This is a genomic window from Streptomyces sp. CB01635, assembly GCF_002803065.1.
Lineage (GTDB): Bacteria > Actinomycetota > Actinomycetes > Streptomycetales > Streptomycetaceae > Streptomyces.
This window is the reverse complement of the sequence record NZ_NNBL01000003.1, coordinates 1,385,473-1,407,737: the sequence shown is the minus strand read 5'-3', so window position 1 is coordinate 1,407,737 and position 22,265 is coordinate 1,385,473. Positions and strand designations below refer to the sequence as shown.

The following is a 22,265-nucleotide window of genomic DNA, read 5'->3' as shown; positions in this document are numbered from 1 at the left end:
AGGTGAGAGCAGGTCGGGTTGAAAGGCTTGGGCTCAGCGTGCGCTCGCGGTGACGCCACGCAGGAACAGGCCCCGGAACGTCAGGAAGACGACGAGCGTGGGCAGCGAGACGATCAGCGCGCCGGCCAGGATGACGGGCGGGCCCGAGGAGGCGTAGGCGTTGTTGAGCGAGGTGAGGGCCGCCATCACCGGCTGGATGTCGGGGCTGCGGCTCAGTGTGATGCCGAACAGCAGGTCGTTCCAGACGGCGGTGAACTGGAAGATGAACGCGGCCCCCAGGCTGGAGCCCATCAACGGCACATGGATGCGCCAGAAGATGCGCCGGAACGAGGCACCGTCGATCATTGCTGCCTCGGTGATCTCCGGCGGCATCGTGGTCATCTGGTTGCGGACGAGGAAGAAGGCGAACGGGACGGCCCAGGCCGCGTACACGAGCATCAGGCCGAGCCGGGTGTCGTAGAGATTGCCGTCGGCGTACATGCCGAACAGCGGCGCCAGGAACATCTGCAGCGGGAAGAGAGTCCCGGAGTAGATGAGCCAGAACCAGAACGCGGGCTTGGGGATGGGCAGCACGACCACGGCGAAGGCGGCCATGGCGGCGACGATCACGGCGGCGGCGCCGCACACCACGGCGTACGCCAGTGAGTTGAGGAAGCTGTCGCCGATGCCCGCCTGACTCCAGGCGGTCGAGAGGTTGTCCCACAGGGCGAAGCCCTGCGGGGCCCAGTCGGGTTGGCCGGCGTACTCGGCGACCGGCGTCAGCGCGTTGACGACCAGCAGGTACATGGGGATCAGCCAGAGCACCACACAGCCGGCGACGAAGAGATTGCGGAAGGTCCTTCCCACGGGATGTCACTCCTTGTCGAGCGGCTCGGATCAGCGCGGGGACGTCTCGGGCATCTGCCGGCGCAGATACATCCATGAGGACGCGACGACGATGACGGACAGGACGAGGGCGACGGCGGAGCCGTACCCGACGTGGAAGAGCCGGAAGGACTCGCGGTACATGGTCAGGGCCAGGGTCTCGGAGGAGCGGGCGGGGCCGCCCTGGGTGAGAACCCAGATCATGTCGAAGGCCTTGAGGCTGTTGACGATGGCCATGCCGATCACCACCACGCTCACGGAGCGCAGTTGAGGCAGCGTGATGTAGCGGAACATCCGCCATCCGGTCGCGCCGTCCAGCTCGGCCGCCTCGACGGTCTCCCGCGGGATGGCACTGAGACCGATGGCGAACAGGACGACGTTCAGTCCGGTGGCCTGCCAGGTGCCGGCAACGATCATCGCGAGGGTGTTCTGCGGCCATTCGAGCAACCAGGGCCGCACGAGCGAGCCCAGGCCGAGGCCCTGCAGCACCTGATTGAGCGAACCCTCGGAGGTGAGGATGAACTTCCACAGCACGGCGGTCGCGGCACCCGAGATCGCACACGGCAGCACGACGACCAGCTGCGCGATCCGTCCGAAGCGCATCCGGTGCGTCGCCACGGCGATGGCGAGACCGGCCGCGACGGGCAGCAGGAGCGTGCCCGCCACCCACATCACCGTGTTCAGCAGCGACCGGCCGAAGATCGGATCCTCGGCGAGCCGTACGTAGTTGTCGAGGCCCGTGTAGTGGCTGGTGAAACCGTTGTCCTCGAAAAGGCTGCCGTAGACGCTGCGGAAGAACGGGTACACGAGCAGCACCCCGACGAGGAGCAGTGCGGGCAGCGCCCAGGGAAGACCGGTGAGGGGTCCCCCCATCCGGCCCGCACCTCGCGCACGGCCCGCCGCCTGATGGGGTGTCCGCGTGGGAATGCGGCGACGCACCTGAACGGTCGTGTCCGACTCGGTCGTGGTGACCGTGCTCATCGCGTCCGTCATGACTCCTCCGCCTCCTTCCACACCTTCCACGCCTCGTCGGCCCGGTCCTGCATGGTCCGCAGCACCTTCCGGTACGAGGACGGATTGATCAGGAATCCGGCCAGGTCGTCGACCGTGGACTCGACCAGCTCGGGCGGGCCGAGCTCCCAGAACCGATTGAGCAGGCGGGCCTTGCTCTCCCGCACCGTCGTGGCCACGCCGTCGATGATCGTGTTGGCGGGCGTCACCGTCGGGTTGGGGCAGCCGTCCTGCAGCGTGTGCGAGAACGCCTTCATCACCTGCGGGTGCGGCCAGGCTCCGGCCGCCCGGTAGGCCTCGTCGCGGTCGGGCCCCTTGACCGTGCAGACCAGGGCACTGGTCTCGAAGACGGCGGCGGGGCGGACCCGCGTGTTCTGCATCGGCAGGACGAACGCGTCGACGTTCTTGCCGGGCTTTCCGCCGACGCCCACGAAGGTGCCGCCGAGCCAGCTCCCGCAGGGCAGCATGCCGACCTTGCCGTGCACAACGCCCGCGGCGGCCGCGGCGTGTTCCATGTCCATCGACGTGAACCAGTCCTTGTCGAAGAAGGACGCGATGGTGCGCAGAGCCCGTTCGGCGCGCGGATCGGTGTAGCGGGCCCGCCCGTTGAGAAGGTCCTCGTAGAACTGCGGGTCCTGGCGGCTGAGGATCTCCTGGAACCAGATGAACGCGGGCCACCGACCTGCAGTGGTGCCGTGCAGCGGCGTGATGCCGGCACGCTTGAGCCGGCCGGCGACGTGCAGGAAGTCGTCCCATGTCTCGGGCTTCCTCAGGCCGTTGGCACGGAAGACCTCGGGGTTGTAGAAGAAGACGTAGTAGGCCAGGTTCATCGGAAGGCCGTAGACGCGGCCGCGGTAACTGACCGCGGAGCGCAGCGCCGGGTCGACCCAGCCCTTGCGGGCCGCGCTCGCCCAGTGGTCCGACAGATCGACGATGCCGCCGGTGCGGGCCAGATCCTGCAGGCGGTACCCGGACCAGTACTTGAGCATGTCCGGTGTCTTGCTGGTGCGCAACGAGGACTTGACGACCTGTTCGAAGGACTCGAGGGACGGGATGACCTCGGGAACGAGTTCGAGGCCGTCGACCGAGCGCATCGCCTCGCCCGCCGCCTTGAGGGGAGCGGCCCATGACGGGTTGTCCCCGTGCAGGGCCACCTTGCCGGGCGGCTGTCCGGCGGCGGTGCCGCACGCGGTGACCAGTGGCGCCGCAACGGCGGCGGAGGTGCCGGCCACGGCGGCTCGCAGGAGCGTGCGGCGGCTGGGGAAGGTACGTCCGGTGGACGTTCGAGCGGGTCCGATGGGCGGGTGACGGCCTGTCATGGGGCGGCTCCCTCAGGCTGCTGACCAAGATCGTGTTATCGTTAACACTCGTTGCGGGGAGCTTGGCCCCGGCCCGGGCCGATGTCAATGGCCGCGTCACATCGGATCTTTGAGGGGTTCGTCGGCAGCTTCACGCCGACCGGCTCACACTCGACGGCATCGACGTCGGATATCGCCTGCTGGTGGCGGACTCCTGACGCGTACCGGCACTCCGGAGTTCCAGCAGTAAATGGGCTTCACCTCCTCGGCCGCGCCGGGCAGGATTCCCTCGTGCATCAGAACCGAGGCCATCGTGAGCAAGCGCGGTACGCACTGATCGATACGGCGAGCGGCCACAGCTGGGGCGTATGCCTCGGAGTTGACGGACTGTTCGGCGAACCGCCTCGGGAGACGTACGAGCTGTTGGGCTGGCAGCCGGAGGAGATCGAGCCAGAGGGCTGGATCGGTGACCGGGTCTGGCTGGTGCCGAGGGACGAGACCCTCGGGCCTTGGCTCCTGGAAGACGTCAACAGCCTTGAACGGCCCGCTGGTTCGGGCAGTCTTGTCCTCACCGGCCTGGACGACTACGAGGGCCCGCCCGAGGGATACCGGGAAGCCGTTCGTGTACACAACGAGTACAGACCGCTGGGTGTATGCCGGGAATTCGCCCGCATCCTCCCGGCCGAGCGGGCAGCGGCCCCGCTCATCCTTCGCGGACTCTCACCCAGCGACCGGCTGCGGCGGGCACTGGCGCAGGGCACACGCCGAGCGGCGGCCTTGGAGGAAGCCGCTCTCGAGATACGCGACGACTCCGGAGAGCCCTTCGCCACACGGCTGTTGTGGACCAGCGTCAGCGCGTGGCGATCCTCCTCGCACGGCACGGATCTGATCGACCTCGAACTGGACGGGCAACACCCCGGACCTGTTCCCGAACACGCTCGGCCCCTTTGGCAGCAATGGATGAACGGGCCGCCGCGGACCCCCGGCGCCTGGGCCGAACTCGGCACCCGCCAGCGTCTGGCCTGGTTCGACCTCGTCCGTGAGCGACCCCCGCGGGCACACCCTGACCGGCCTGCCGGCCACTCCTACGAACTCGACGGCCGACATGTCACCGACGCACCAGGCCTCTATCTCGCCCTGGGTGAGGCGATCAACGGTCCGGGAGGGTACTTCGGCACCTGCTTGGCCGCCATCGACGACTGCCTCCGTGGCGCCTTCGGCCACACCTCCCCCGCCACGTTGCTCTGGCACAACTCGACGACTGCCCGCGAACACCTCTCGCGCATGCTCACACCCGGCGGTCGGCCGTACGACCTTTTCGCCGAGGCACTCAGCACCCTCGCCGAGGGCGGCATGCACGTCACGTCGGCGTGACACGCGTCGCGCCGAAGCACCCGAGTTGGCAGTGCGCCAGGCCTGGGCACCGAGCGGGTACGCTGCCCGCTCGCCGGGGAATGCTGGGGAATCGCTCCGGGGAGGAGCGAGAAGGGGTGCGATCATGCGCAGAGCGGCAGGAATCAGGCACAGGTGCGGGGTGGCCGCCGCCGTGCTGGGCATGCTGCTCACGGCTGCGGGATGCGGCACCGGCGCCGAGCCGACCGATTCCGGCGCCTCGGGCTCCGCCGACACTGCGGGCTCCAGTGGCAAAAGCGCCTCACCGAAGGCTCCTGCGGGCTCCCTCACTTGGGAGTTCGAGCACATCGCGGACTTCAGCGGAAAGCTTGCCGATGTCGCCGCCCTGGCCAACGACGACGTCTGGGCGGTCGCGACCGAGAACAACGGCGAGTCCAACGCCCACCTGCTGCACTACGACGGTACGCGGTGGAAGCGTGAGCCCCTGCCCGAAGCGCTCGGCGCCGGTGTCTACCCGCCCTTCCTCGAAGAGGTCGGTGAGAAGACGCTGTGGCTGCGGCCGCAGACCGCTGAAGCGGCCCCCGCTGCGAACCGGTGGGCACAGTGGGACGGTACCCGCTGGTCCGCGGTGCCGAGCCCCCCGCCAGGCACTGCCGGTGACTTCGAGGCCACGGGCCCGGACGACATCTGGACCCTCGACGCGAGCAAGCAGACCGCTCAGCACTGGAACGGAACCCACTGGGCCACGACCCGCCTGCCCTACGGAGCCTCCGACCTCGCGGTGGTGGGACCGGACGACGTCTGGGCGGTCGGCAGCCGTTCGACCGGGCCGGGCACCGAACTGGGCTCCGGCGAGGGATACAGCCAGCCCGCCTCGATGCACTGGGACGGTACGTCCTGGAAGTCGGTGGACACCCCACAGGCCCGCTTCAAGGACCCCATCCCGCCGGAGCCTGGCGCCGACCTCGACCAGGTCTTCGCGCTCACCACCGGTGAGGTCCGCGCATATGGGATCAACACCTTCAACCACGGCGAGGTCGACGACGAACCCGCAGACCAGTTCATCCGGCTGCGCTGGGACGGATCGAAGTGGGTCGATCAGGAGCCCGCGCCCGGCGGTTGCGCGCTGCGGAGACCGGTCGCTCAGGACGACAAGGGCCTGATCCTCGACGGCAATTGGTACCTCACCGACGACGGCAAGTGCGTGAAGGTCGAGCGCCACCGCCTCCCCCTGTCCACCGGCGCCCGCAAGGGATCGAACCAGTCGCTGTGGTTGGAGGAAATCCACCGGGTGCCCGGCACCGACGAATGGCTGGGTGCCGGACACGTCCAGGTCAACCAGTCCGGCGACCCCTTCGGCGCCCCCGTCGTCGTACGCCTCAAACGCGGCAGCTGACTTCGCCAACCGCCCGCTGACAACCGACCGCGCGAGAGCTTGGCCGAGCGTCACACAAGACCGTTCTTGCCAGGGCAGCGTCTCGGCCAACTCTCTTTCAGTTCTTCCTTTCTGTGGACAAAGTGTGGACGCTCCGCGACCCCATCCCTACGCTGAGCGTCGCTCGGCCACAGAAGTCTGCGTTACCCACAGCGGAACCACGCAGGAGGAAGAGTGACGCCACGCCCCGTGCACATATCCCGCTCCAGACGTCGCGGCGCCCGAAGAGCCACCGGGCTGCTGCTCACCGCTCTCCTCGGTGCCGGCCTGGTCGCCCCGACGCCGGGCGCGGCGGATGACGGTCCGCGGCCGTTCGCGGATCTGCCCCCGCAGGAACCGGGGGTGACCCTACGTGTCTTCGACGTCCAGTCACCGCTGAGCAAGCTGTGCGATCTCAAGCCCGCGCAGACCCCGAACGTCGACAAGCTGATCCCCAACGCCGACTGGACCTCCACCGACGGCTTCGGTTTCGAGAACAACTTCGTCTCGCAGATCCTCGGCAATCTGAACGTGCCGGAGGCCGGCTCGTACGGCTTCCGGCTTATCAGTGACGACGGTTCGCGGCTCTTCCTCGGCGGACAGCAGGTCATCGATCACGACGGCCTGCACGGTGCTGAGCCCAAGGACGGCGAGATCACGCTGAACGCCGGCTATCAGTCGTTGCGGATCGACCACTTCGACGCGGGCGGCGGCCAACAGGTCACCTTGCAGTGGAAGCCGCCGGGAGCACGCGAGTTCACCACCGTGCCGAACTCCGTGCTGAGCACGGACGCAGGTGTCGTACGAGTGACGGCGCCCGGTCGCAAGGAGTGCGAGGGGACGTACGACACCCCCGGTGACGGGCTGCCGCTGACCGAGGTCAACCCCGGGTACAAGCTGACCGATCTGCGGCCCAAGGGCTTCGAGCCGCAGGTCTCCGCGATGGACTGGCTGCCCGACGACCGGCTTGCGATCACCACCTGGGGCGGCAGCACCGAGACGAAGGGCGAGGTGTATCTCCTCGACCACGTCACCGGGGACACCGGGCCCGGAAAGGTCACGTACAAGAAGATCGCCGACGGGCTCAAGGAGCCGATGGGGATCAAGTACGTGGACGGGAAGCTGTATGTCTCCGAGAAGCATCAGCTGACCGAGCTGAACGACACCGACGGCGACGACGTCGTCGACGAGAAGCGGAAGATCGCCGAGTGGCCGTACGGCGGGAACTTCCACGAGTTCGCCTTCGGGCTCCTCTACGACAAGGGCGACTTCTATCTGAATCTTTCGGTCGCGATCAACTACGGCGGAGCGAGTACCGATCCGCAGCCCGCGCCGAACCGCGGTACGACCATCAAGGTCAACAAGGCGACGGGCAAGGTCAGTTACCTCGCCGGCGGCCTGCGGACCCCGAACGGGATCGGGCGCGGCCCGGGCAACGATCTGTTCGTTGCGGACAACCAGGGCGGCTGGCTGCCCGCGTCGAAGCTGGTGCACATCAAGCAGGACCGGTTCTTCAACCACTACATGAACCCGGACGGTCCGTTCGACGACAAACCCGTCACCAAGCCGGTGCTCTGGCTGCCACAGAACGAGATCGCCAACTCCCCCAGTACGCCGATGCAGTTGAAGAAGGGGCCGTTCGCCGGGCAGATGGTCTTCGGTGACGTCACCTACGGAGGACTCCAGAGAGCCGACCTGGAGAAGGTCGGTGGCGAGTACCAGGGCGCGGTGTTCCGGCACACTCAGGGCCTCGAGTCCGGCATCACCCGGATCAGCACCGGGCCCGACGGCGCGATCTACACCGGCGGGCTCGGCGCCGACGGCAACTGGGGCCAGGAGGGCAAGCTCCGCTTCGGACTGCAGAAGCTGACGCCGACCGGGAAGACCGCGTTCGACATCAAGACGATGCGTGCCACCCGCGACGGCTTCGAACTCACCTACACCAAGCCCCTGTCCGAGGAGACGGCGACCAAGCTGACCACGGGCGCGTACTCCGTCGAGCAGTGGCGCTATGTGCCGACGCCCGCGTACGGCGGACCGAAGGTCGACGAGGAGTCGCTGCCGGTCGCGTCGGCGAAGCTCTCCGACGACCGCCGCAAGGTCCGGCTCACCATCCCGGGACTGAAGCCGGACCGCGTGGTGCACGTGCGCTCGCCCCGCCCGTTCTCGTCGTCCGAGGGCGAGCAGCTGTGGTCGACCGAGGCTTGGTACACGCTCAACGCGAAGCCAGGTCCCGAGGAGGCGGTCACCACCTACGACGCCGAGTCCGCGAAGCTCTCCGGCAGTGCCGGCATCGACACCGAGCACGCCGGTTACACCGGCGGGGGCTTCGTCGACGGCTTCGGCGAGCAAGGGGCGAAGGCGAGCTTCGACGTCGTGGTCGACAAGAAGGGCGCGTACGACGTGGGCCTGCGGTACGCGAACGGCCCGCACCCCGCACCGGGCACCAAGACGATCAGCGTCACGGTCGACGGCGGCGAACCGAAGCGGACGAGCCTGCCGTCCACGGGCGAGTGGAACCGCTGGTCCACCAGGACCGAGCGGCTCGAACTGCGCAAGGGCCGCAACACGATCACGTACGCCGTCGGGGCCGGTGACACCGGTCATGTGAATCTCGACGCGCTCGACGTGCGCCGGCCCGGCGCCCGGATCGACCTGTTCTCCGGCGGGAGCATCTCCACCGCCTGGCAGCACTCCGACGGCCGCAGCGCCGAATGGCCGCACACCGCCGAGAAGTCCATGGAGGTCTGCTGCGGCGACCTGCGCACGAAGCAGCACTTCCAGGACTTCAAACTGCACGTCGAGTTCCGGGTACCGAAGCTGCCGGACGACGTGACCGGTCAGAACCGGGGCAACAGCGGGGTCTATCTCCAGGAGCGTTACGAGGTGCAGATCCTCGACTCGTTCGGTGTGGAGAAGCTCGCGGACAACGAGGCGGGGGCGATCTACCAGAAGAAGGCCGCCGACCTCAACGCGTCTACTGCGCCGGAGACTTGGCAGACGTACGACATCACGTTCCGCGCGGCCCGCTTCGACGCGGACGGCAAGAAGACGTCCGACGCACGGGTCACGGTGGTGTGGAACGGCAAGAAGGTCCATGACAACGTGGCGGTCGACGGCCCGACGGGCGCGGGCGACCCGGAGTCCGCGGCGGCAGGCGCGATCCGGCTCCAGGACCACGGGAACAAGGTGCGATTCCGGGACGTGTGGGTGGAGCCACTGTCCTGACACGGCTGTTTCCGCAGGGCACCCTGGCGACGGTTCGCTCACCGGGCCGTCGGCAGGGTGCCGCTCACCGGCGCAAGGGACGGGCTCAGCCGATCAGAACGTTCACACCGTGGCCGCTCGCGCCCTGACCGCGTCCGCCGGGTCCCAGCCCTCGCGTGGCACCGAGGCGAGCAACAGCCTCGTGTACGGGTCCTGCGGGCCGGCCAGGACATCGGCCGTCGGGCCCTGTTCGACCACGATGCCCCTGCGCATGACCACGACCTCGTCCGTGATGTGCTGGACGACCGCCAGGTCGTGGCTGACGAAGACGAGAGCGACCGAGGTGTCGCGGCGGATCTCTTCGAGCAGGTGCAGGATCTGCGCCTGGATCGACACGTCGAGCGCGGCCACCGCCTCGTCGAGAACCAGCACCTTGGGTTCGACCGCCAGCGCCCGCGCGATGGCGAGCCGCTGGCGCTGCCCGCCGGACAGGCCGTGCGGCCGGGCCCCCGACTCACGTGCGCCGAGGCCTACTTGTTCCAGGAGTCCGTCGGCGTGGGACTCCTCCCGGCCGTGCAGGCGCAGGGCCGTGGTCAGGCACTGGCGGGACGTGAGCCGGGGGTCCAGGGACACGTACGGGTCCTGGAAGACCATCTGGATCTCGCGGGCCCGCGCGAGGCGCGCCCGGCGGCCACGTGGGGTGCGTGGCGTTCGGGTCCGGCCGGCGACAGAGACGGTGCCGGCGTCCGGCCGTACGAGGCCGACGAGCATGCGCGCGACGGTCGTCTTGCCGGATCCGGACTCGCCGACGATGCCGAGCGAGCCGCCCGCCGGGACGGTGAAGGTGACGCTGTCGGCTGCGGTGAGGCGCCCTCCGCCGGGCAGGCCGTACGTCTTGTGCAGTCCTTCCACTGCCAACAGCGGTGCGTCCTGCGGTACTTCGGCGGTCATCGGACGCTCCTCTTCAGCGGGGCCGGGCCCGGGCCGGTGAGTTCGGGCAGTCGGCGGCAGGTCGCGCTGCCCCCGCCAGAGAGGGGCGACGGCTCGGGCGTCCAGGTCGAGCACGCCGGTTCCGCGTCGGCACAGCGGTCCGCGAACTCGCAGCCGCCGAACGTGTCCGCGAGGGACGGCGGGCGCCCGGGGATCGGGCGCAGCTCGCGCCGCCCCTCCCCCAGCGTCGGCGAGCAGGCGAGCAGTCCCTTCGTGTAGGGGTGCTGTGGCCGGTCGAAGAGCTGGGTGGCGGGTTGCTGCTCGACAACGCGGCCCGCGTACATGACGTACACGCGGTCGCAGTACGCGGCGGCCAGGTGGAGGTCGTGCGTGATGAACAGCAGGCCCAGGCTCCGGTCGGCGCGCAGGGTGCGCAGGAGCGAGAGGATTTCCGCCTGGGTGGTGACGTCCAGGGCGCTGGTCGCCTCGTCGGCGAGCAGCAGCCGGGGTTCGGCGGCGAGGGCGCCGGCGATGACGACGCGTTGGAGCATGCCTCCGGACAGTTCGTGCGGGCGCTGGCGGGCCCGCCGTTCGGGGTCGGAGAGGCCGACGGTGTCGAGGAGTTCGACGGCGCGGGTGCGGGCCGTCTTCTTGTCGAGGCCGGTTCCCGTCAGCCGTTCGACGAGGAAGTCGCCGATGCGGCGGACCGGGTTGAGGGCGGAGCGCGGGTCCTGGTGGACCATGGCGACCGTACGGGACCGGTGGCGGCGCAGGTCGTCGCCGGTCAGGGCGAGGACGTCCGTACCGTCGACGCGCACGGATCCGGATATGGCTGTTCCGTCGGGAAGCGCGCGCAGGGCCGCCTTGGCGGTGGTCGACTTGCCTGAGCCGGACTCGCCCACCAGGCCGACCACTTCGCCGCTCGCCACCTGGAGGGAGACGCTGCTGAGGACGGACCGGGCGGTGCCGGGCAGTTGGAGGGTGAGGTTGTCGATGTCGAGGAGCATGGCTACTTCCTGTTGCCGAGTCGGTCGGCGGCCCAGACCCCGACGACGTTGAAGGACACGACGACGAGGGCGATGGCGAAGCCCGGGACGAGCGCGGGCAGGAGCGCGCCCTGGACGACGGCGGCCTGCCCTTCCTGGACCATCAGTCCCCAGTCGGAGCTGGGCGGCTGGGCGCCGAAGCCCAGGTAGGAGAGCGTGGCCAGGGACATCAGGGCCTCACCGAAGAGGACCACGAGATAGCCGACGACGGACCGGCCGAGGTTGGGGACGAGGAAGCGGGCGCAGATCCGTGCGCCGCCCATGCCCAGGACCCGGTAGGCGTCGATGTACGGCTTGCGGCGTTCGGCGAGCGCCACTGAGCGGGTGTACTTGGCGACGGTCGGGGTGTACGCGAGGCCGAGCGCCAGCACGGACGTCGTCATGCCGGAGCCGAAGACAGCGATGATCAGGACGGTGAACAGGAGCCCGGGGAAGGCGTACATGACGTCGGTGAGGCGGGAGACGAGGGTGTCCACCCAGCCGCCGCGCCAGGCGGCGAGCGTGCCGAGGGTGACGCCGAGGAGGGCCGCGATGGCCAGCAGCAGGATCGGGGCGATGAGGCTGGTGCGGGCTCCGTACAGGACCCGGGAGAGCAGGTCCTGCCCGGAGGAGTCGGTGCCGAGAAGGTGGTCGCCACTCGTGCCGACGAGGGACGCCGAGAGGTCGATGGCGTCGGGTGCGTACGGGGCGAGCAGGGGTGCGAGGACTGCGGCGAGTACGACGAGGGTCATCACGCCGCCCGCGACGACGACGCCGAAGGGGCGCCGGTTCTTCGTGAGGTGCAGGCCGCCGGGGGCGAGGGTCTGGGTGCTCATGCGGCGGCCTCCTTCACCCGCGGGTCGAGCAGCGGGTGGACCAGGTCGACGAGGGTGGTGACCACGATGTAGCCGGTGACCATGAGGAGGAGTACGGCCTGTGCGACCGGGAAGTCGTGGGTGTTGATCGCGCCGACGAGCAGTGATCCGACGCCGCTGATCCCGAACGCCGTCTCGACGACGACGGTGCCGGCGAGCATGCCCGCCATGACGAGGCCGCACATGGTGACGATCGGGCCGAGCGCGTTGCGCAGGATGTGCCGGCGCACGATCTCGCTCTCGGGGATGCCTGAGGCGCGGGCGGCCTCCACATGGTCGGCGGTGCCCGCGTCGACCATGGACTGCCGGGTCACGCGGCTGATCAGGGCGAGCGCGCCCAGCGCGAGTGAGAGGGCGGGCAGGGTCAGATGGTGCAGGCCGCCGGCGAAGCCCTCGCCGCTGCCGGACACCGGGAACCAGCCCAGTTGGACGCCGAACAGGGCGACCAGGGCGATGGCCGAGACGAACGAGGGCACCGACGCGGCGAGTGTCGTGCCGCCGACGACAGCCGAGTCGATCCAGGTGCCGCGGCGTACGGCGGCGAGGATTCCCGCGCCGACGCCGAGGACGACGAAGAGCACGGTCGCGTAGACGACGAGGGCGAGTGTCGTCGGGAAGCGGGCGGCGACCAGGTCGGCGACCTGGTCGCCGTACTTGAAGGAGCGGCCGAGGTCGAAGTGGAGACAGTCGCCGAGCCAGCGCCCGTACTGCACGACGAGCGGCTCGTCGAGGTGGTACTGCGCGCGCACCAGGTCGAGCTTTTCGGGGGTGAGTTTGTCGCGGCCGCCGGCCAGGAAGACGGCGGGGTCGCCGGGTGCCGCGTACACGGCGGCGAAGATGACGAAGGAGGCGGCGACGAGGGTGGCGAGCAGTCCGGCGAGGCGCCGGGAGATCCGGGCAAGCATCGGTGGTCAGCCCTTCTTCGCGCCGAGTTCGGCGGCCCACGGGTAGTAGAGGTACGCCATGGAGGCGGGCGGCCCGGTGAGCTTCGTGTTGAGGACGAGGACGGAGGGGACCTGGGCGACGGAGATCCACACGGCGGAGTCGGTGAACTTCTTCTGGACATCCACCGCGAGCTTGGCCCGTTCGGCGTCGTCGAGGGTGGCGAGTGCCTTCTTCACCTCGGTGTCGTACGCCGCGTCCTTGAAGCCGACCCAGTTGTTCGACGAGTCCGACAGGGCGTTGTCGTAGAAGCCCATCGGGTCGGCCTTGGAGATGTACCAGTCGCCGACCAGGACGTCGATGTCGGCGCGGGCCTGCGGGTCGCTGTAGAACTGCTCGAACTGCGAGGTCGCGACCGTCTTGATCTGCCCCTTGAGGCCGATCCGCTGGAGGGCCGCGCGCACTGCGTTGGCGATGACGGTGCGGCCCTGGCTGGCGTCCGTACCGATCACGATCGGGGTGGCGGCATCGGTCCCGGACTCCTTCACCAGCTGCTTGGCGGTGGCGAGATCGTCGGCCGAAGGGCTGGCTGGGGCGTAGTCGACGGCCTTCTGGGCGGCTTCGAATACGGGCTTCTCGTAGCCCCAGGCGCCGGAGCCGACCGGGGTGCCCCAGGGCTGGACCATGCCGCCGTAGCCGGACGCGGCGATGCCCTTGCGGTCTAGCGCGAGGGACAGCGCCCGGCGGACCTTGGCGTCCTTCAGTCCACCGCGCTCGGTGGGGATGAGGACGAGCGACGCGGTGGAGGGGCCGTAGTGCTGCTCGATGCCCTTCTTGCCCTGGAGGGCAGCGGCGGTGTTGGGCGATTCGGCGTACGCGCCGTCGGCCGCGCCGGTCGTCAGGGCGTTGACGAGGGCGCTGTCGGCGGCCCAGCGGAAGGTGACCTGCTTCGTCAGCGGCTTCTTGCCCCAGTAGGAGTCGTAGCGGCGGATGGTGATGGAGTCGCCGGACTTCCAACCGCTCAGCTCGTACGGCCCGGTGCAGGCGTCGGGCTGTCCGGGTGTGCCGAAGTCCTTGCCGGCCTTCTCGACCTGCTCCTTGTTCCACACGATGCCCGCGTCGCCCGCGAGTGCCTTGAAGAACATGGCGTCCGGTGCCTTGAAGGTGATCGTGATCTGCCGGGCGCCGGTCTTCTTCATGGCCGCGATATTGCCGAACTCGTCGCCCTGTTCCATGTCGGGGTCGGCGTGCCGCTTCAGACTCCACAGCACGTCGTCGGCAGTCATCGAGGTGCCGTCGTGGAAGGTCACGCCGGAGCGCAGGGTGAGGACGAGGGTCTTGTCGTCCGGCGTCCGGGCCTTCTCGGCAAGGAGGGGCTTCGTCGACATGTCCGGCTGAAGTTGGTAGAGGCGTTCGCAGACGTTGGTGAGGACGACGCGGCCCGCGCTGGTGCCCTGGGTGTCCAGGTCGAGCGAGTCCGGCTCGTCCTCCAGAAGCCAGTCGGCGTTGGCCAGTTCACCCTTGGCGGCGGCGGTCGCGGGGGTGAGGGTGAGCTTGGCGGCGTCGGCGGTCGCGGAGCCCCCCGCGGTGTTCCGGGTGGCTCCGCTACAGCCCGCGGCCGCGGCGATCGTCGCGACGACGAGGCCAGCGGCCACGGCCGCCCTTCTTCTGGAACTGGTGTGGGTCATCGCTGTTTTCCTGTCAGTTCTGGCCGTACGGGCCGTCGTAGAGGTTCCAGGGGAGGTGCTGGTACTCGCGGTCGCAGGGCGTTCCGGCGGTCACGTGGTAGTCGCCGGTGGTCAGGTCGGCCAGGGAGGAGACGAGCGTCGTCCAGTGCTTGACGGCCGGCTGCCGGGGGTCCGGATGGGTGCACAGGGACTCGGGGAGACCGAGGTGATCCGACATGGCGTGGCGGATGATCTTGCGGGATTCGTCGGGCCCCGTGGAGCCGCGCAACGCCCTGAGCCCCTGCTCGGCGCGCGGCACGCGGACCAAGGAGTCGGAGGACATGGGCCGGTAGCCGGCTGCGGCCAACTGGGCGGGGACGCCTGCCTGGTAGTGGTTGCCGTGCACCAGCAGGCCGTCGGTCGGATACATCCAGCCGTGTCCCGCGGGTGTGGTCTCCAGGTCGATGGCGAAGCCCTCGCGGCAGGTCAGCAGGGCGTTGCTGGCGATGTGGGCGCGGGTGCGGCAGAGCACGTCGAGGGCGTCGGTGATGTTGCTCTGGTCCAGGACGCTGCGGCGCACGACGGTCTGGGGCAGGCCGATCGCGTCGTCGAAGCGGCCGCCGAGCCCGTTGGCGTTGAAGGCGATCCCGGCGGAGTTGGCGCCCTGGCGGCCGATCTGGCCGGCCTCGACCTGCATGATCAGGGTCGGCTTGGGGGGCTGGACGATCCGGATCATGACGACGGTGTCCGCGACCCCGGCGCGCCAGTCCCAGTTCTGCCCGGCGTAGACGTGCCCGTCGCCGCTGGCCTCTCCGTAGGCGGCGAAGGAGGTGCAGCCCTCGGCGGGCTCCTCCTCGGGTGTCCTGCCGTCGGCCTCCATCTGCGCGAAGGACTTGTCGTAGATGACCTCGCCCCGCGCGTTCAGGGCGAGGACGTCGAGCAGGTCGACTCCCGCGCCGTCCGCGATGCCCCGCATCTCGTCGACGAGGTGGGGTGCGTAGTCGCGTACGGGGTCCAGCCAGCGGGCGGCGCGGGCGGTGACGCGGTCCCAGGTCAGTCCGGCGGACTGGCCGAAGGCCTCCTCGTAGTAGCCGAGGGCGGCGTGCAGTTGGGGCCGCACGGCCTCGCCGTACTGCCGGCCCCGGTCGAGCGGGCTGCCGGAGATCTCGATGACCGGAAGGACCCGGGTGGGGGCGGTTTCCGTGGGACGGGGTGTCATTGTTCTCCTCGCGACGGAGCTCTCCCGAACGACGGCGGAGGATCGCAGGATCCTGTAACGTCAATTTCAGAAAGAGCTCCACTTGGAACGTTCTGCCCAGGACAGTAACGTCGACCACACGGAAGTCAATGGTTGTAATGGAAATTTCAGAGGACGGGACCGGCGCGACGCGGCTCCGGGCAGCGATTCGCGACCAATGGGACGAACTGTCCACATCCGAGCGGGCCGTGGCCCAGCACCTGGCCAGCGCGCCCGTAGAACAGCTGCTCTTCGCCAGCGCGCAGGAGCTGGGCACGGCGAGCTCCACCAGTAACGCCACCGTCGTCCGGGCACTCCAGCGCCTCGGCTACGCGGGCCTGCCCGCCCTCAAGCGCGAACTGGCCAGCGACTTCACCTCAGCCGTCGCCCCCGAGGTCCGCCTCAAGCAGCGCATCGCGCACGTGGGCCGGGACCTCGCGTCCATCTGGACCGATGTCTTCGACGAGGCCCGCGAGCGCATCGACCACACCCAGCGCCTCACCGAACCGGACGCCCTCAAGCGCGCCGTGGCCGCACTCGCCGAAGCCCACGAAGTGTTCTGCTACGGAATCGCCGCCTCGGAACCGGGCGCCCGCCACCTGGCCCTCGCACTCGGCCGCATCGGCCACCGGGCCCGATTCGTCTCCGAGACCGGCTTCGCGCTCGCCGACCAGCTCCTCGCCCTCGGGCAGGGCGACGCGGTGGTCATCTTCCAGCCCGGCCGCCAACTCGTCGAACTCACCGTGATGATGGACCGGGCCCGCGCGGTCGGCGCCAAGGTCGTCCTGGTCACGGACGAACTGGGCGAGGCTTACGAGGACCAGGTCGAGGCGGTCCTGACCGCGCCGCACACCCCGACCGGCATCACGGCGGAGTCGCTGACCGGCCTCCTCGTCGCCGACGCACTCCTGCTCGCACTCGCCACGCTCGACGAGTCCCGCGCGGTGGACTCCTCCCACCAGCTCACGGCACTTCGGGAACAACTGCTGCGACCGAAACGGCGGGGCTGACCGACGGGGAACGGCCCGGGACCTCCCGGTGGCTCGAGGCCTGCGTTGGTTCGGGCACCGACGAGCAAGTCGGACGCGGCGCCCACTCGCCGCCTCTGGCCCCGCTGACGAAGATGGCCCTTCCGAACTGGCGGGCACCAATGCCCCCGTCGCGTACGCGGCAACGCAGGGCGGGTCGTTCGACCGCAGCGCCCTCATCCCGGTCGCAGATCAGGCGCGGTAACGGATTTCGAGCATGGTGCAGCCGGCCGGAGTGCGATAGGGGCCGTGGCGCATGCCGGGCCGGCGACTCGCGTAGTGGCCTGGCCCGAACGTCTGCCCGAGTGTGAGGTCGACCAGCTCGCCTTCCAGCAGGTACACCTCCTCGACATAGTCGTGGGTGATCACTCCGGCGGCACTGGTGTCCAGACCAGGCAGCCAGCGCACGAGCCGGGTCAGCACAGCGGGGTCATCCGGATCCCGCGACAGCACCTTCTCCTCAGTGCCCGGCTGCGCGGCTTCCCGCCACGGCGCAGCGTCTCCCGCAAAGAACTCGAGTTCCTGTTTCATGGCACCTCTTCCTGATCCCTGACGGCCGCCCGCCTCGGGGATGCGGTTGTTCCGGTTGAAGTTTCGACGGCGTTTGTGGCACCGGTCGGTTCCGCCGGCCCGGAGGAACCACGTTTCTCTCTGCGCGCGGGGATGGACGAGGACACTATTCATGATCATCGGCAGGATTGGGAACAGCCCCTGTCGAATGACTTGATACCCGGAGCGGTACGGGGTGAGTGTGTGCGTGGTGCCGGATGGCGGGGCCATGACCTGCACGGCAGGCTTGGAGGAGGACGTCCGCGTGGGCCACTTCGTCCGGCGCGGCGGGTCTCCGAACCAGCCGGGCAGGAGAGCCATGGACGCGGCCGCCTTCGAAGATGCCGGCCGGACGCTGCTCGATGAGCACCCGGTGACGAACGAGGCCGCATGCTGCACTCGCCCGGCCAGAAGACCTCAGGCGCGTTGTATGCCTTCGCCACCGGTAGCGACCTTGTGGTCAAGCTGCCCGCCGGGCGGGTCGACGAGCTGATCGACGCCGGCGCCGGTCGGCCGTGCGAGCCCCGCCCGGGGCGGCCGATGCGGCAGTGGGTCCGCCTCACCCCCGGCCGATGCCGAGCTGTGCCTTGCCTACCTGGCGGAAGCACGGGAGTTCGCGACCGGGCTCGCCACCCGGTGACCACCGCCGGACGACATGGAAGGAATTCCGCTGATGCCCCAGACGCCCAGCCCGGCCCTTCAGACCGCGCTCGCCTACCACCGGGCCTGGACCGGAGGCGACTTCGAGCAGGCCATGACTTACATCGCCGAGGACATCGTCTGCCAGGCACCGGCCGGACGCCTGGAAGGCGCGGAAGCCTTCCGGGGCTTTATGGGACCGTTCGTTCAGATCCTCACCGGCTCGGATCTGATCGCCTCCTTCGGTGATGAGACGACCGCGCTGCTGATGTACGACACCAGTACCGAACCGGTCGCCAGCGCACCGGCCGCCGAGTGCCTGACTGTCCAGGACGGCACGATCACCCACCTGCGGATCATCTTCGACCGGACGCCGTTCGACGCCGCGAGGAAGGCTTCAACGGCAGCATGACCGCGGCCGGAAGAATGCAAAGGTCCCAGAATTCGCCGGCGGCGCGAGCCTCATCGCTCATGCTGTCGGCCTGGGTGTAGCCAGCACGTGACCTATCTTCCGGACACGCGTTCACGGGGCTACCCAGGTCGGGTTCCAGCCCTCAGGCGGCGCCACCCGGAAGTTGCCCGGGCTGCATCCCCCAGGGATGCATGACGATCTTTCCCACGTGCCCCCTGAGGGCGAGTTCTTCCTGCGCCTGAGCGGCCTGGTCCAGTCGGAACGTCGCGGCGATGATGGGCCGGATCTTGGCCTGCCGAGCCAGGTCCATGAGGAGGTCGAAATGCGTGGGCGTATGCATCGTGGAGCCGATCACCTGCGCGTTGTGCAGGTAGAGACGGCGCACATCAAACGCCACGTCGTACCCGCCGAGTGCCCCGGCGACGACCCACCGGCCACCTTCGCGCAACAGCGGCAGTCCCTCGCTCACCAGGTCCCCGGCGACGACGTCGAGTGCGACGTCGATGCCTTCCGGGGCGGCGGCGCGGATCTGCTCGGCGATGTCCCGTGCGCGGTCGATGACTTCGTGTGCGCCCGCCTCTCGCACCGAATCGATCTTGGATCCGCTGCTGATGGCGATCACCCTCGCACCGCGCGCACGGGCGATCTGCACCAGCGCCAGGCCGACACCGCCGGACGCTCCCGAGACCAGGGCTGTCTCTCCGTCCTGCAGCCCGCCCCGCTCGATCATGCCGAGTGCCGTGCCGTATGCGGTGGGCAACGCCGCGAGCTGATCGTCCGTAAGCGGGGATACCGTCACATCATGTACGCGCTCTTCCTGCGCAGTCACGTACTCGGCGTATCCGCCGTCGCGTTCACTCCCCATCAGGCCCACCGGGTTCGCATCCGGCCCTTCGGAGTCGTAGATCGCCGGATCGACGACCACTCGGCGACCGACGAGGCTCTCGTCCACGTCGGCGCCGACTGCCACGACCCGGCCGGCTACGTCGGCGCCCTGGATGCGCGGGAAGTCGATCGGGCCCCGCCACCCCGACAGCGCCTTCGGGTCTCCCGGGATTCCGTAGGCACCGTCCCGGGTCCACAAGTCGGTGTTGTTCAGCGCTACCGCGCGGACCTGGACCAGCACCTCTCCTGCCTGCGGAGTTGGCACTGCCACCTCCGTGAGATCAAGAACCTCCGGACCTCCGTGCTCCGCGATCCGCACCGCGCGCATGGTCTCGGGCACACTCATCGCCTTGACACCCCCACAGGTATACTGATCTGTGAACTTCAACCACGGTACACCGATCAGTGAAGGGGCGCCCGATGCGGGAAGCGCAGCCCATGACACCGGCCGGTCGCCTCATCGTGACGGCTGCCGAGGAGCTGTTCTACAACCGTGGGATCACAACGGTCGGCGTGGATCTGATCGCTGAACACTCAGGCGTAACCAAGCGGACCCTGTACAACCAGTTCGGCTCGAAAGACCGCCTCGTGGCGACCTACCTCTCGGAACGTGACCAGCGCTGGCGGTCACTTGTCCGCGCCACCGTTGACGCCTGTGACGGCCCCGTCGAGGCCGTCACCGCCCCCTTCGACGCACTGCGGACCTGGAGCGAGGCCAACACCCGCGGATGCGCATTCATCAACGCGCTGGCCGAGCTCCCGGACCCGACGCATCCCGCGCACCGCATCGCCGCGAACCAGAAGCTCTGGCTACTGAACCTGTTCACGGAACTCGCCACGGCGGCGGGCTGCACGGGCCCCGCCGCCCTCGCCACCCAGCTCCTCGTGCTGCACGAGGGCGCTCTCGCCACGCAGCCGCTCCCGCTCGACACCCTTTCGGAGAGCACTGCCCTGGCACGGTCCCTGGTTCGAGCCGACGCGCTACCCCGCAATTAGGGGGCGCCGCGCGGTATGCCCGGACTTCAGCGCCGAAATCGCGCCGGATCGCGCGGACTCCAGTACTGACTGTCATGTCGACCAATGTGGCGATCACCTCCTCAGCGGTGGTCGCCACTCTTCGGCCTGTGCCGCGCGGGCGGCGATGATCCAGAGGAGTCGACCACGGGGTGAAGCAGCAGCTCGACCGTGCCCACTGGGCATCGGCCAACGGCACACCCAGGCCAACGATCAGGCGCTGTGCAAGAAGACGCCTGGTTGATCCGGGCGGGGACCGTATCGGACCTCAGCGCCGGGCCAGCGCCAGCACACTCAGACCGAACATCAAGACCCCCAGGGGGAGATGGACCGACGGGACGTGTGCGATGCCGAGCACGACCTGGATCGAGGCGAGTACGAGGAAACCTGACGCATGCCAGACGGGCCGGAGCGAGCCGCCGCCCCGCTTCCACGTCAGCACCGCCGCGAGCACGTACAGCATCGACGCCCCGTACATCACGCGGGCTCCGATGCTGTGGAGCGTCTCTCCGTAGGACGAGGTCAGCAGCAGTCCGGCGGAGACCGCCTGAAGAAAGATGGTCAGGGTCTGCAGCGCGATCGCGATCTGCAGGAACGAGGAGCTGCGCTGTGCTGTCGCGGTCGCTGTCGCCGTCACCTGAGTGGCCATGTCACAGTCCCCTTGTCCGCCCGTGGGCAGTAGATCGATAAGGTCTCACCAGCCCGACGACACAGGGCTGCGAAAGGTAAGGCGAGGGGGCGGCCGGAAGCATGGGGACTGTAGGAACCAGCACCGATGAGGTAGCCGGCGAGCGGCGCCAACTGATCAATGTCGCTTACCGGTTGCTCGGTTCGGTGACCGAGGCCGAGGACGCCGTACAGGATGCCTACGCACGCTGGTACGGGCTGACACGAAGCCGGCAGGAGGAGATCCTGTCCCCCGGCGCCTGGCTGACGACGGTGACCGGCCGCATCTGCCTGGACCTGCTCGGCTCGGCGCGGGCCCGTCGGGAACGCTATGTCGGCGCGTGGCTGCCCGAGCCGCTGCCCGACCGCACCGAGTGGGACCGCGGGGGTGGCGCCGACCCCACCGGCCCTGAAGACCCCGCCGACCAGATCGTCCTGGACGAGTCGGTGGCCATGGCCTTCCTCGTCGTCCTGGAGTCGATGACGCCCGCCGAGCGAGTGGCGTTCGTCCTGCACGACGTCTTCCGGTACCCGTTCGCCGAGATCGCCGGCGTTCTCGGCCGGACCCCTGCGGCCTGCAAGCAACTGGCGGCCTCCGCCCGGCGACGGGTGAGCGTCGCGCGCGCTCCGGTGACGGTGACCGGCCAGGCCGACGTGGTGAGGCACGTCAAAGAGGCATGGGAGACCAAGGACATCGCAGCCCTCGTCGGCCTCCTCAACCCGGCGGCCGTGATGACCGCCGACGGCGGCGGCATGGTCGGCACCGTACTGCGCCCGGTCGAGGGCGGCGCGCGCATCGCCCAGTACATGGTCGCCATTGCCGACAAGGCGCCAGGTCTTGAACTCCTGCAGCGGTCGGTCAACGGTGTGCCGGGCCTGGTGGCCCAGCGTGCCGGCGTCGTCATGACCGTAGCCTCGTTCGACGTCTCCGACGGGCGCGTCACCCGGATCTGGGTGGTCCGCAACCCGGAGAAGCTGCGGCCGTGGGCGCGGGAGGACTAGGGCCTGTCCGGCGAATTTTGTGACTGTCGCCGGTTCCCGTCGGCGGCGGGGGCGGGAGATCCGACGAACGCGAAGTGGAGCGGACGATCACCGCTTTGAAGACCTTCGCTCCGCCGGGGCCGGCGCGGCGAACGGTGGTCACGATGTCGGTAGTCCGCCACGGCGCCTGAATCCGGCACGACGTGGCCGCGTACTGGAATGACGGGTTCCCGAGATCGCGCCCTCGCATGCGATGCCGCTGGGTCCAACTCGGCAAGCGGGCTCCCGGAGTTGGCCGAAGGCAGAACTGCCGTGTGGCAGGCGCCCT

The 22,265-nt window shown here is 69.1% G+C and carries 19 protein-coding genes; 7 read left to right on the top strand and 12 right to left on the bottom strand.

Annotated features, from left to right (window positions below; genetic code table 11):
* Positions 1-33 precede the first annotated feature (33 nt).
* The 3 genes from CG723_RS14590 to CG723_RS14580 are packed head-to-tail and all read right to left on the bottom strand — an operon-like array spanning position 34 to position 3,194.
* Positions 34-846: a carbohydrate ABC transporter permease gene (locus CG723_RS14590; protein WP_100593685.1), complete on the bottom strand. Its 813-nt coding sequence runs from the start codon at positions 844-846 to the stop codon at positions 34-36.
* A gap of 30 nt (positions 847-876) precedes the next feature.
* Complete coding sequence (locus tag CG723_RS14585; protein ID WP_100593684.1) at positions 877-1,857, bottom strand: carbohydrate ABC transporter permease; 981 nt, start codon at positions 1,855-1,857, stop codon at positions 877-879.
* Positions 1,854-3,194 (bottom strand): ABC transporter substrate-binding protein, encoded by a 1,341-nt coding sequence (locus CG723_RS14580; RefSeq protein ID WP_100593683.1) that lies wholly within the window; start codon positions 3,192-3,194, stop codon positions 1,854-1,856. Before CG723_RS14580 ends, CG723_RS14585 begins: the two co-directional genes overlap by 4 nt.
* Before the next feature lie 270 nt (positions 3,195-3,464).
* Here CG723_RS14580 and CG723_RS14575 point away from each other — a divergent pair, with 270 nt between their 5' ends.
* The 3 genes from CG723_RS14575 (at position 3,465) to CG723_RS14565 (ending at position 9,168) form a co-directional block, all read left to right on the top strand.
* Positions 3,465-4,547 carry a barstar family protein gene (locus CG723_RS14575; protein ID WP_234374293.1) on the top strand — a complete coding sequence of 361 codons (1,083 nt, stop codon included), beginning with the start codon at positions 3,465-3,467 and terminating at the stop codon, positions 4,545-4,547.
* A gap of 160 nt (positions 4,548-4,707) precedes the next feature.
* On the top strand, positions 4,708-5,922 hold the full coding sequence (locus tag CG723_RS14570) for a hypothetical protein (protein WP_100593681.1): 1,215 nt from the start codon (positions 4,708-4,710) through the stop codon (positions 5,920-5,922).
* Between the two features lie 213 nt (positions 5,923-6,135).
* Complete coding sequence (locus CG723_RS14565; protein WP_199841743.1) at positions 6,136-9,168, top strand: family 16 glycoside hydrolase; 3,033 nt, start codon at positions 6,136-6,138, stop codon at positions 9,166-9,168.
* A 102-nt stretch (positions 9,169-9,270) separates the two neighbouring features.
* Here CG723_RS14565 and CG723_RS14560 read toward each other — a convergent pair whose 3' ends face one another.
* From CG723_RS14560 to CG723_RS14535, 6 genes are read right to left on the bottom strand one after another with little or no spacing between them, the layout of a single operon-like run.
* Positions 9,271-10,098 (bottom strand): ABC transporter ATP-binding protein, encoded by an 828-nt coding sequence (locus tag CG723_RS14560; RefSeq protein ID WP_100593680.1) that lies wholly within the window; start codon positions 10,096-10,098, stop codon positions 9,271-9,273.
* Positions 10,095-11,084, bottom strand: coding sequence for an ABC transporter ATP-binding protein (locus CG723_RS14555; protein WP_100593679.1), 990 nt, complete (start codon positions 11,082-11,084; stop codon positions 10,095-10,097). The genes CG723_RS14560 and CG723_RS14555 overlap by 4 nt, the downstream gene beginning before the upstream one ends.
* Positions 11,085-11,086: 2 nt before the next feature.
* Positions 11,087-11,938, bottom strand: coding sequence for an ABC transporter permease (locus CG723_RS14550; RefSeq protein ID WP_100593678.1), 852 nt, complete (start codon positions 11,936-11,938; stop codon positions 11,087-11,089).
* Positions 11,935-12,882 carry an ABC transporter permease gene (locus tag CG723_RS14545; RefSeq protein WP_100593677.1) on the bottom strand — a complete coding sequence of 316 codons (948 nt, stop codon included), beginning with the start codon at positions 12,880-12,882 and terminating at the stop codon, positions 11,935-11,937. Before CG723_RS14545 ends, CG723_RS14550 begins: the two co-directional genes overlap by 4 nt.
* Positions 12,883-12,888: 6 nt before the next feature.
* Positions 12,889-14,547 (bottom strand): ABC transporter substrate-binding protein, encoded by a 1,659-nt coding sequence (locus CG723_RS14540; RefSeq protein ID WP_100593676.1) that lies wholly within the window; start codon positions 14,545-14,547, stop codon positions 12,889-12,891.
* 13 nt (positions 14,548-14,560) lie between these two features.
* Positions 14,561-15,745, bottom strand: coding sequence for a C45 family autoproteolytic acyltransferase/hydolase (locus CG723_RS14535; protein WP_100593675.1), 1,185 nt, complete (start codon positions 15,743-15,745; stop codon positions 14,561-14,563).
* A 137-nt stretch (positions 15,746-15,882) separates the two neighbouring features.
* Between CG723_RS14535 and CG723_RS14530 the strand changes: the two genes are divergently transcribed.
* Entirely contained in the window at positions 15,883-16,773 is an 891-nt protein-coding gene (locus CG723_RS14530; RefSeq protein WP_100593674.1) for a MurR/RpiR family transcriptional regulator, read from the top strand.
* Between the two features lie 210 nt (positions 16,774-16,983).
* On the opposite strand, the gene CG723_RS14525 is transcribed toward CG723_RS14530, so the two are convergent.
* Positions 16,984-17,322 carry a cupin domain-containing protein gene (locus CG723_RS14525; RefSeq protein WP_100593673.1) on the bottom strand — a complete coding sequence of 113 codons (339 nt, stop codon included), beginning with the start codon at positions 17,320-17,322 and terminating at the stop codon, positions 16,984-16,986.
* A gap of 691 nt (positions 17,323-18,013) precedes the next feature.
* On the opposite strand from CG723_RS14525, the gene CG723_RS14520 reads away from it, so the two are divergent.
* Entirely contained in the window at positions 18,014-18,391 is a 378-nt protein-coding gene (locus tag CG723_RS14520) for a nuclear transport factor 2 family protein (protein WP_100593672.1), read from the top strand.
* Positions 18,392-18,533: 142 nt separating this feature from the next.
* Here CG723_RS14520 and CG723_RS14515 read toward each other — a convergent pair whose 3' ends face one another.
* A complete protein-coding gene (locus tag CG723_RS14515) occupies positions 18,534-19,622 on the bottom strand; it encodes a zinc-binding dehydrogenase (RefSeq protein WP_100593671.1) in 1,089 nt (362 codons plus the stop codon).
* Between the two features lie 74 nt (positions 19,623-19,696).
* On the opposite strand from CG723_RS14515, the gene CG723_RS14510 reads away from it, so the two are divergent.
* Positions 19,697-20,272: a TetR/AcrR family transcriptional regulator gene (locus CG723_RS14510; protein WP_100593670.1), complete on the top strand. Its 576-nt coding sequence runs from the start codon at positions 19,697-19,699 to the stop codon at positions 20,270-20,272.
* Positions 20,273-20,558: 286 nt separating this feature from the next.
* Here the strand turns inward: CG723_RS14510 and CG723_RS14505 are convergent, their stop codons facing one another.
* Positions 20,559-20,939 carry a hypothetical protein gene (locus CG723_RS14505; RefSeq protein ID WP_100593669.1) on the bottom strand — a complete coding sequence of 127 codons (381 nt, stop codon included), beginning with the start codon at positions 20,937-20,939 and terminating at the stop codon, positions 20,559-20,561.
* 101 nt (positions 20,940-21,040) lie between these two features.
* On the opposite strand from CG723_RS14505, the gene sigJ reads away from it, so the two are divergent.
* The gene (sigJ, locus tag CG723_RS14500) at positions 21,041-21,958 is read left to right on the top strand and encodes an RNA polymerase sigma factor SigJ (RefSeq protein WP_100593668.1); all 918 of its coding nucleotides are present in this window, start codon (positions 21,041-21,043) and stop codon (positions 21,956-21,958) included.
* Positions 21,959-22,265 lie beyond the last annotated feature (307 nt).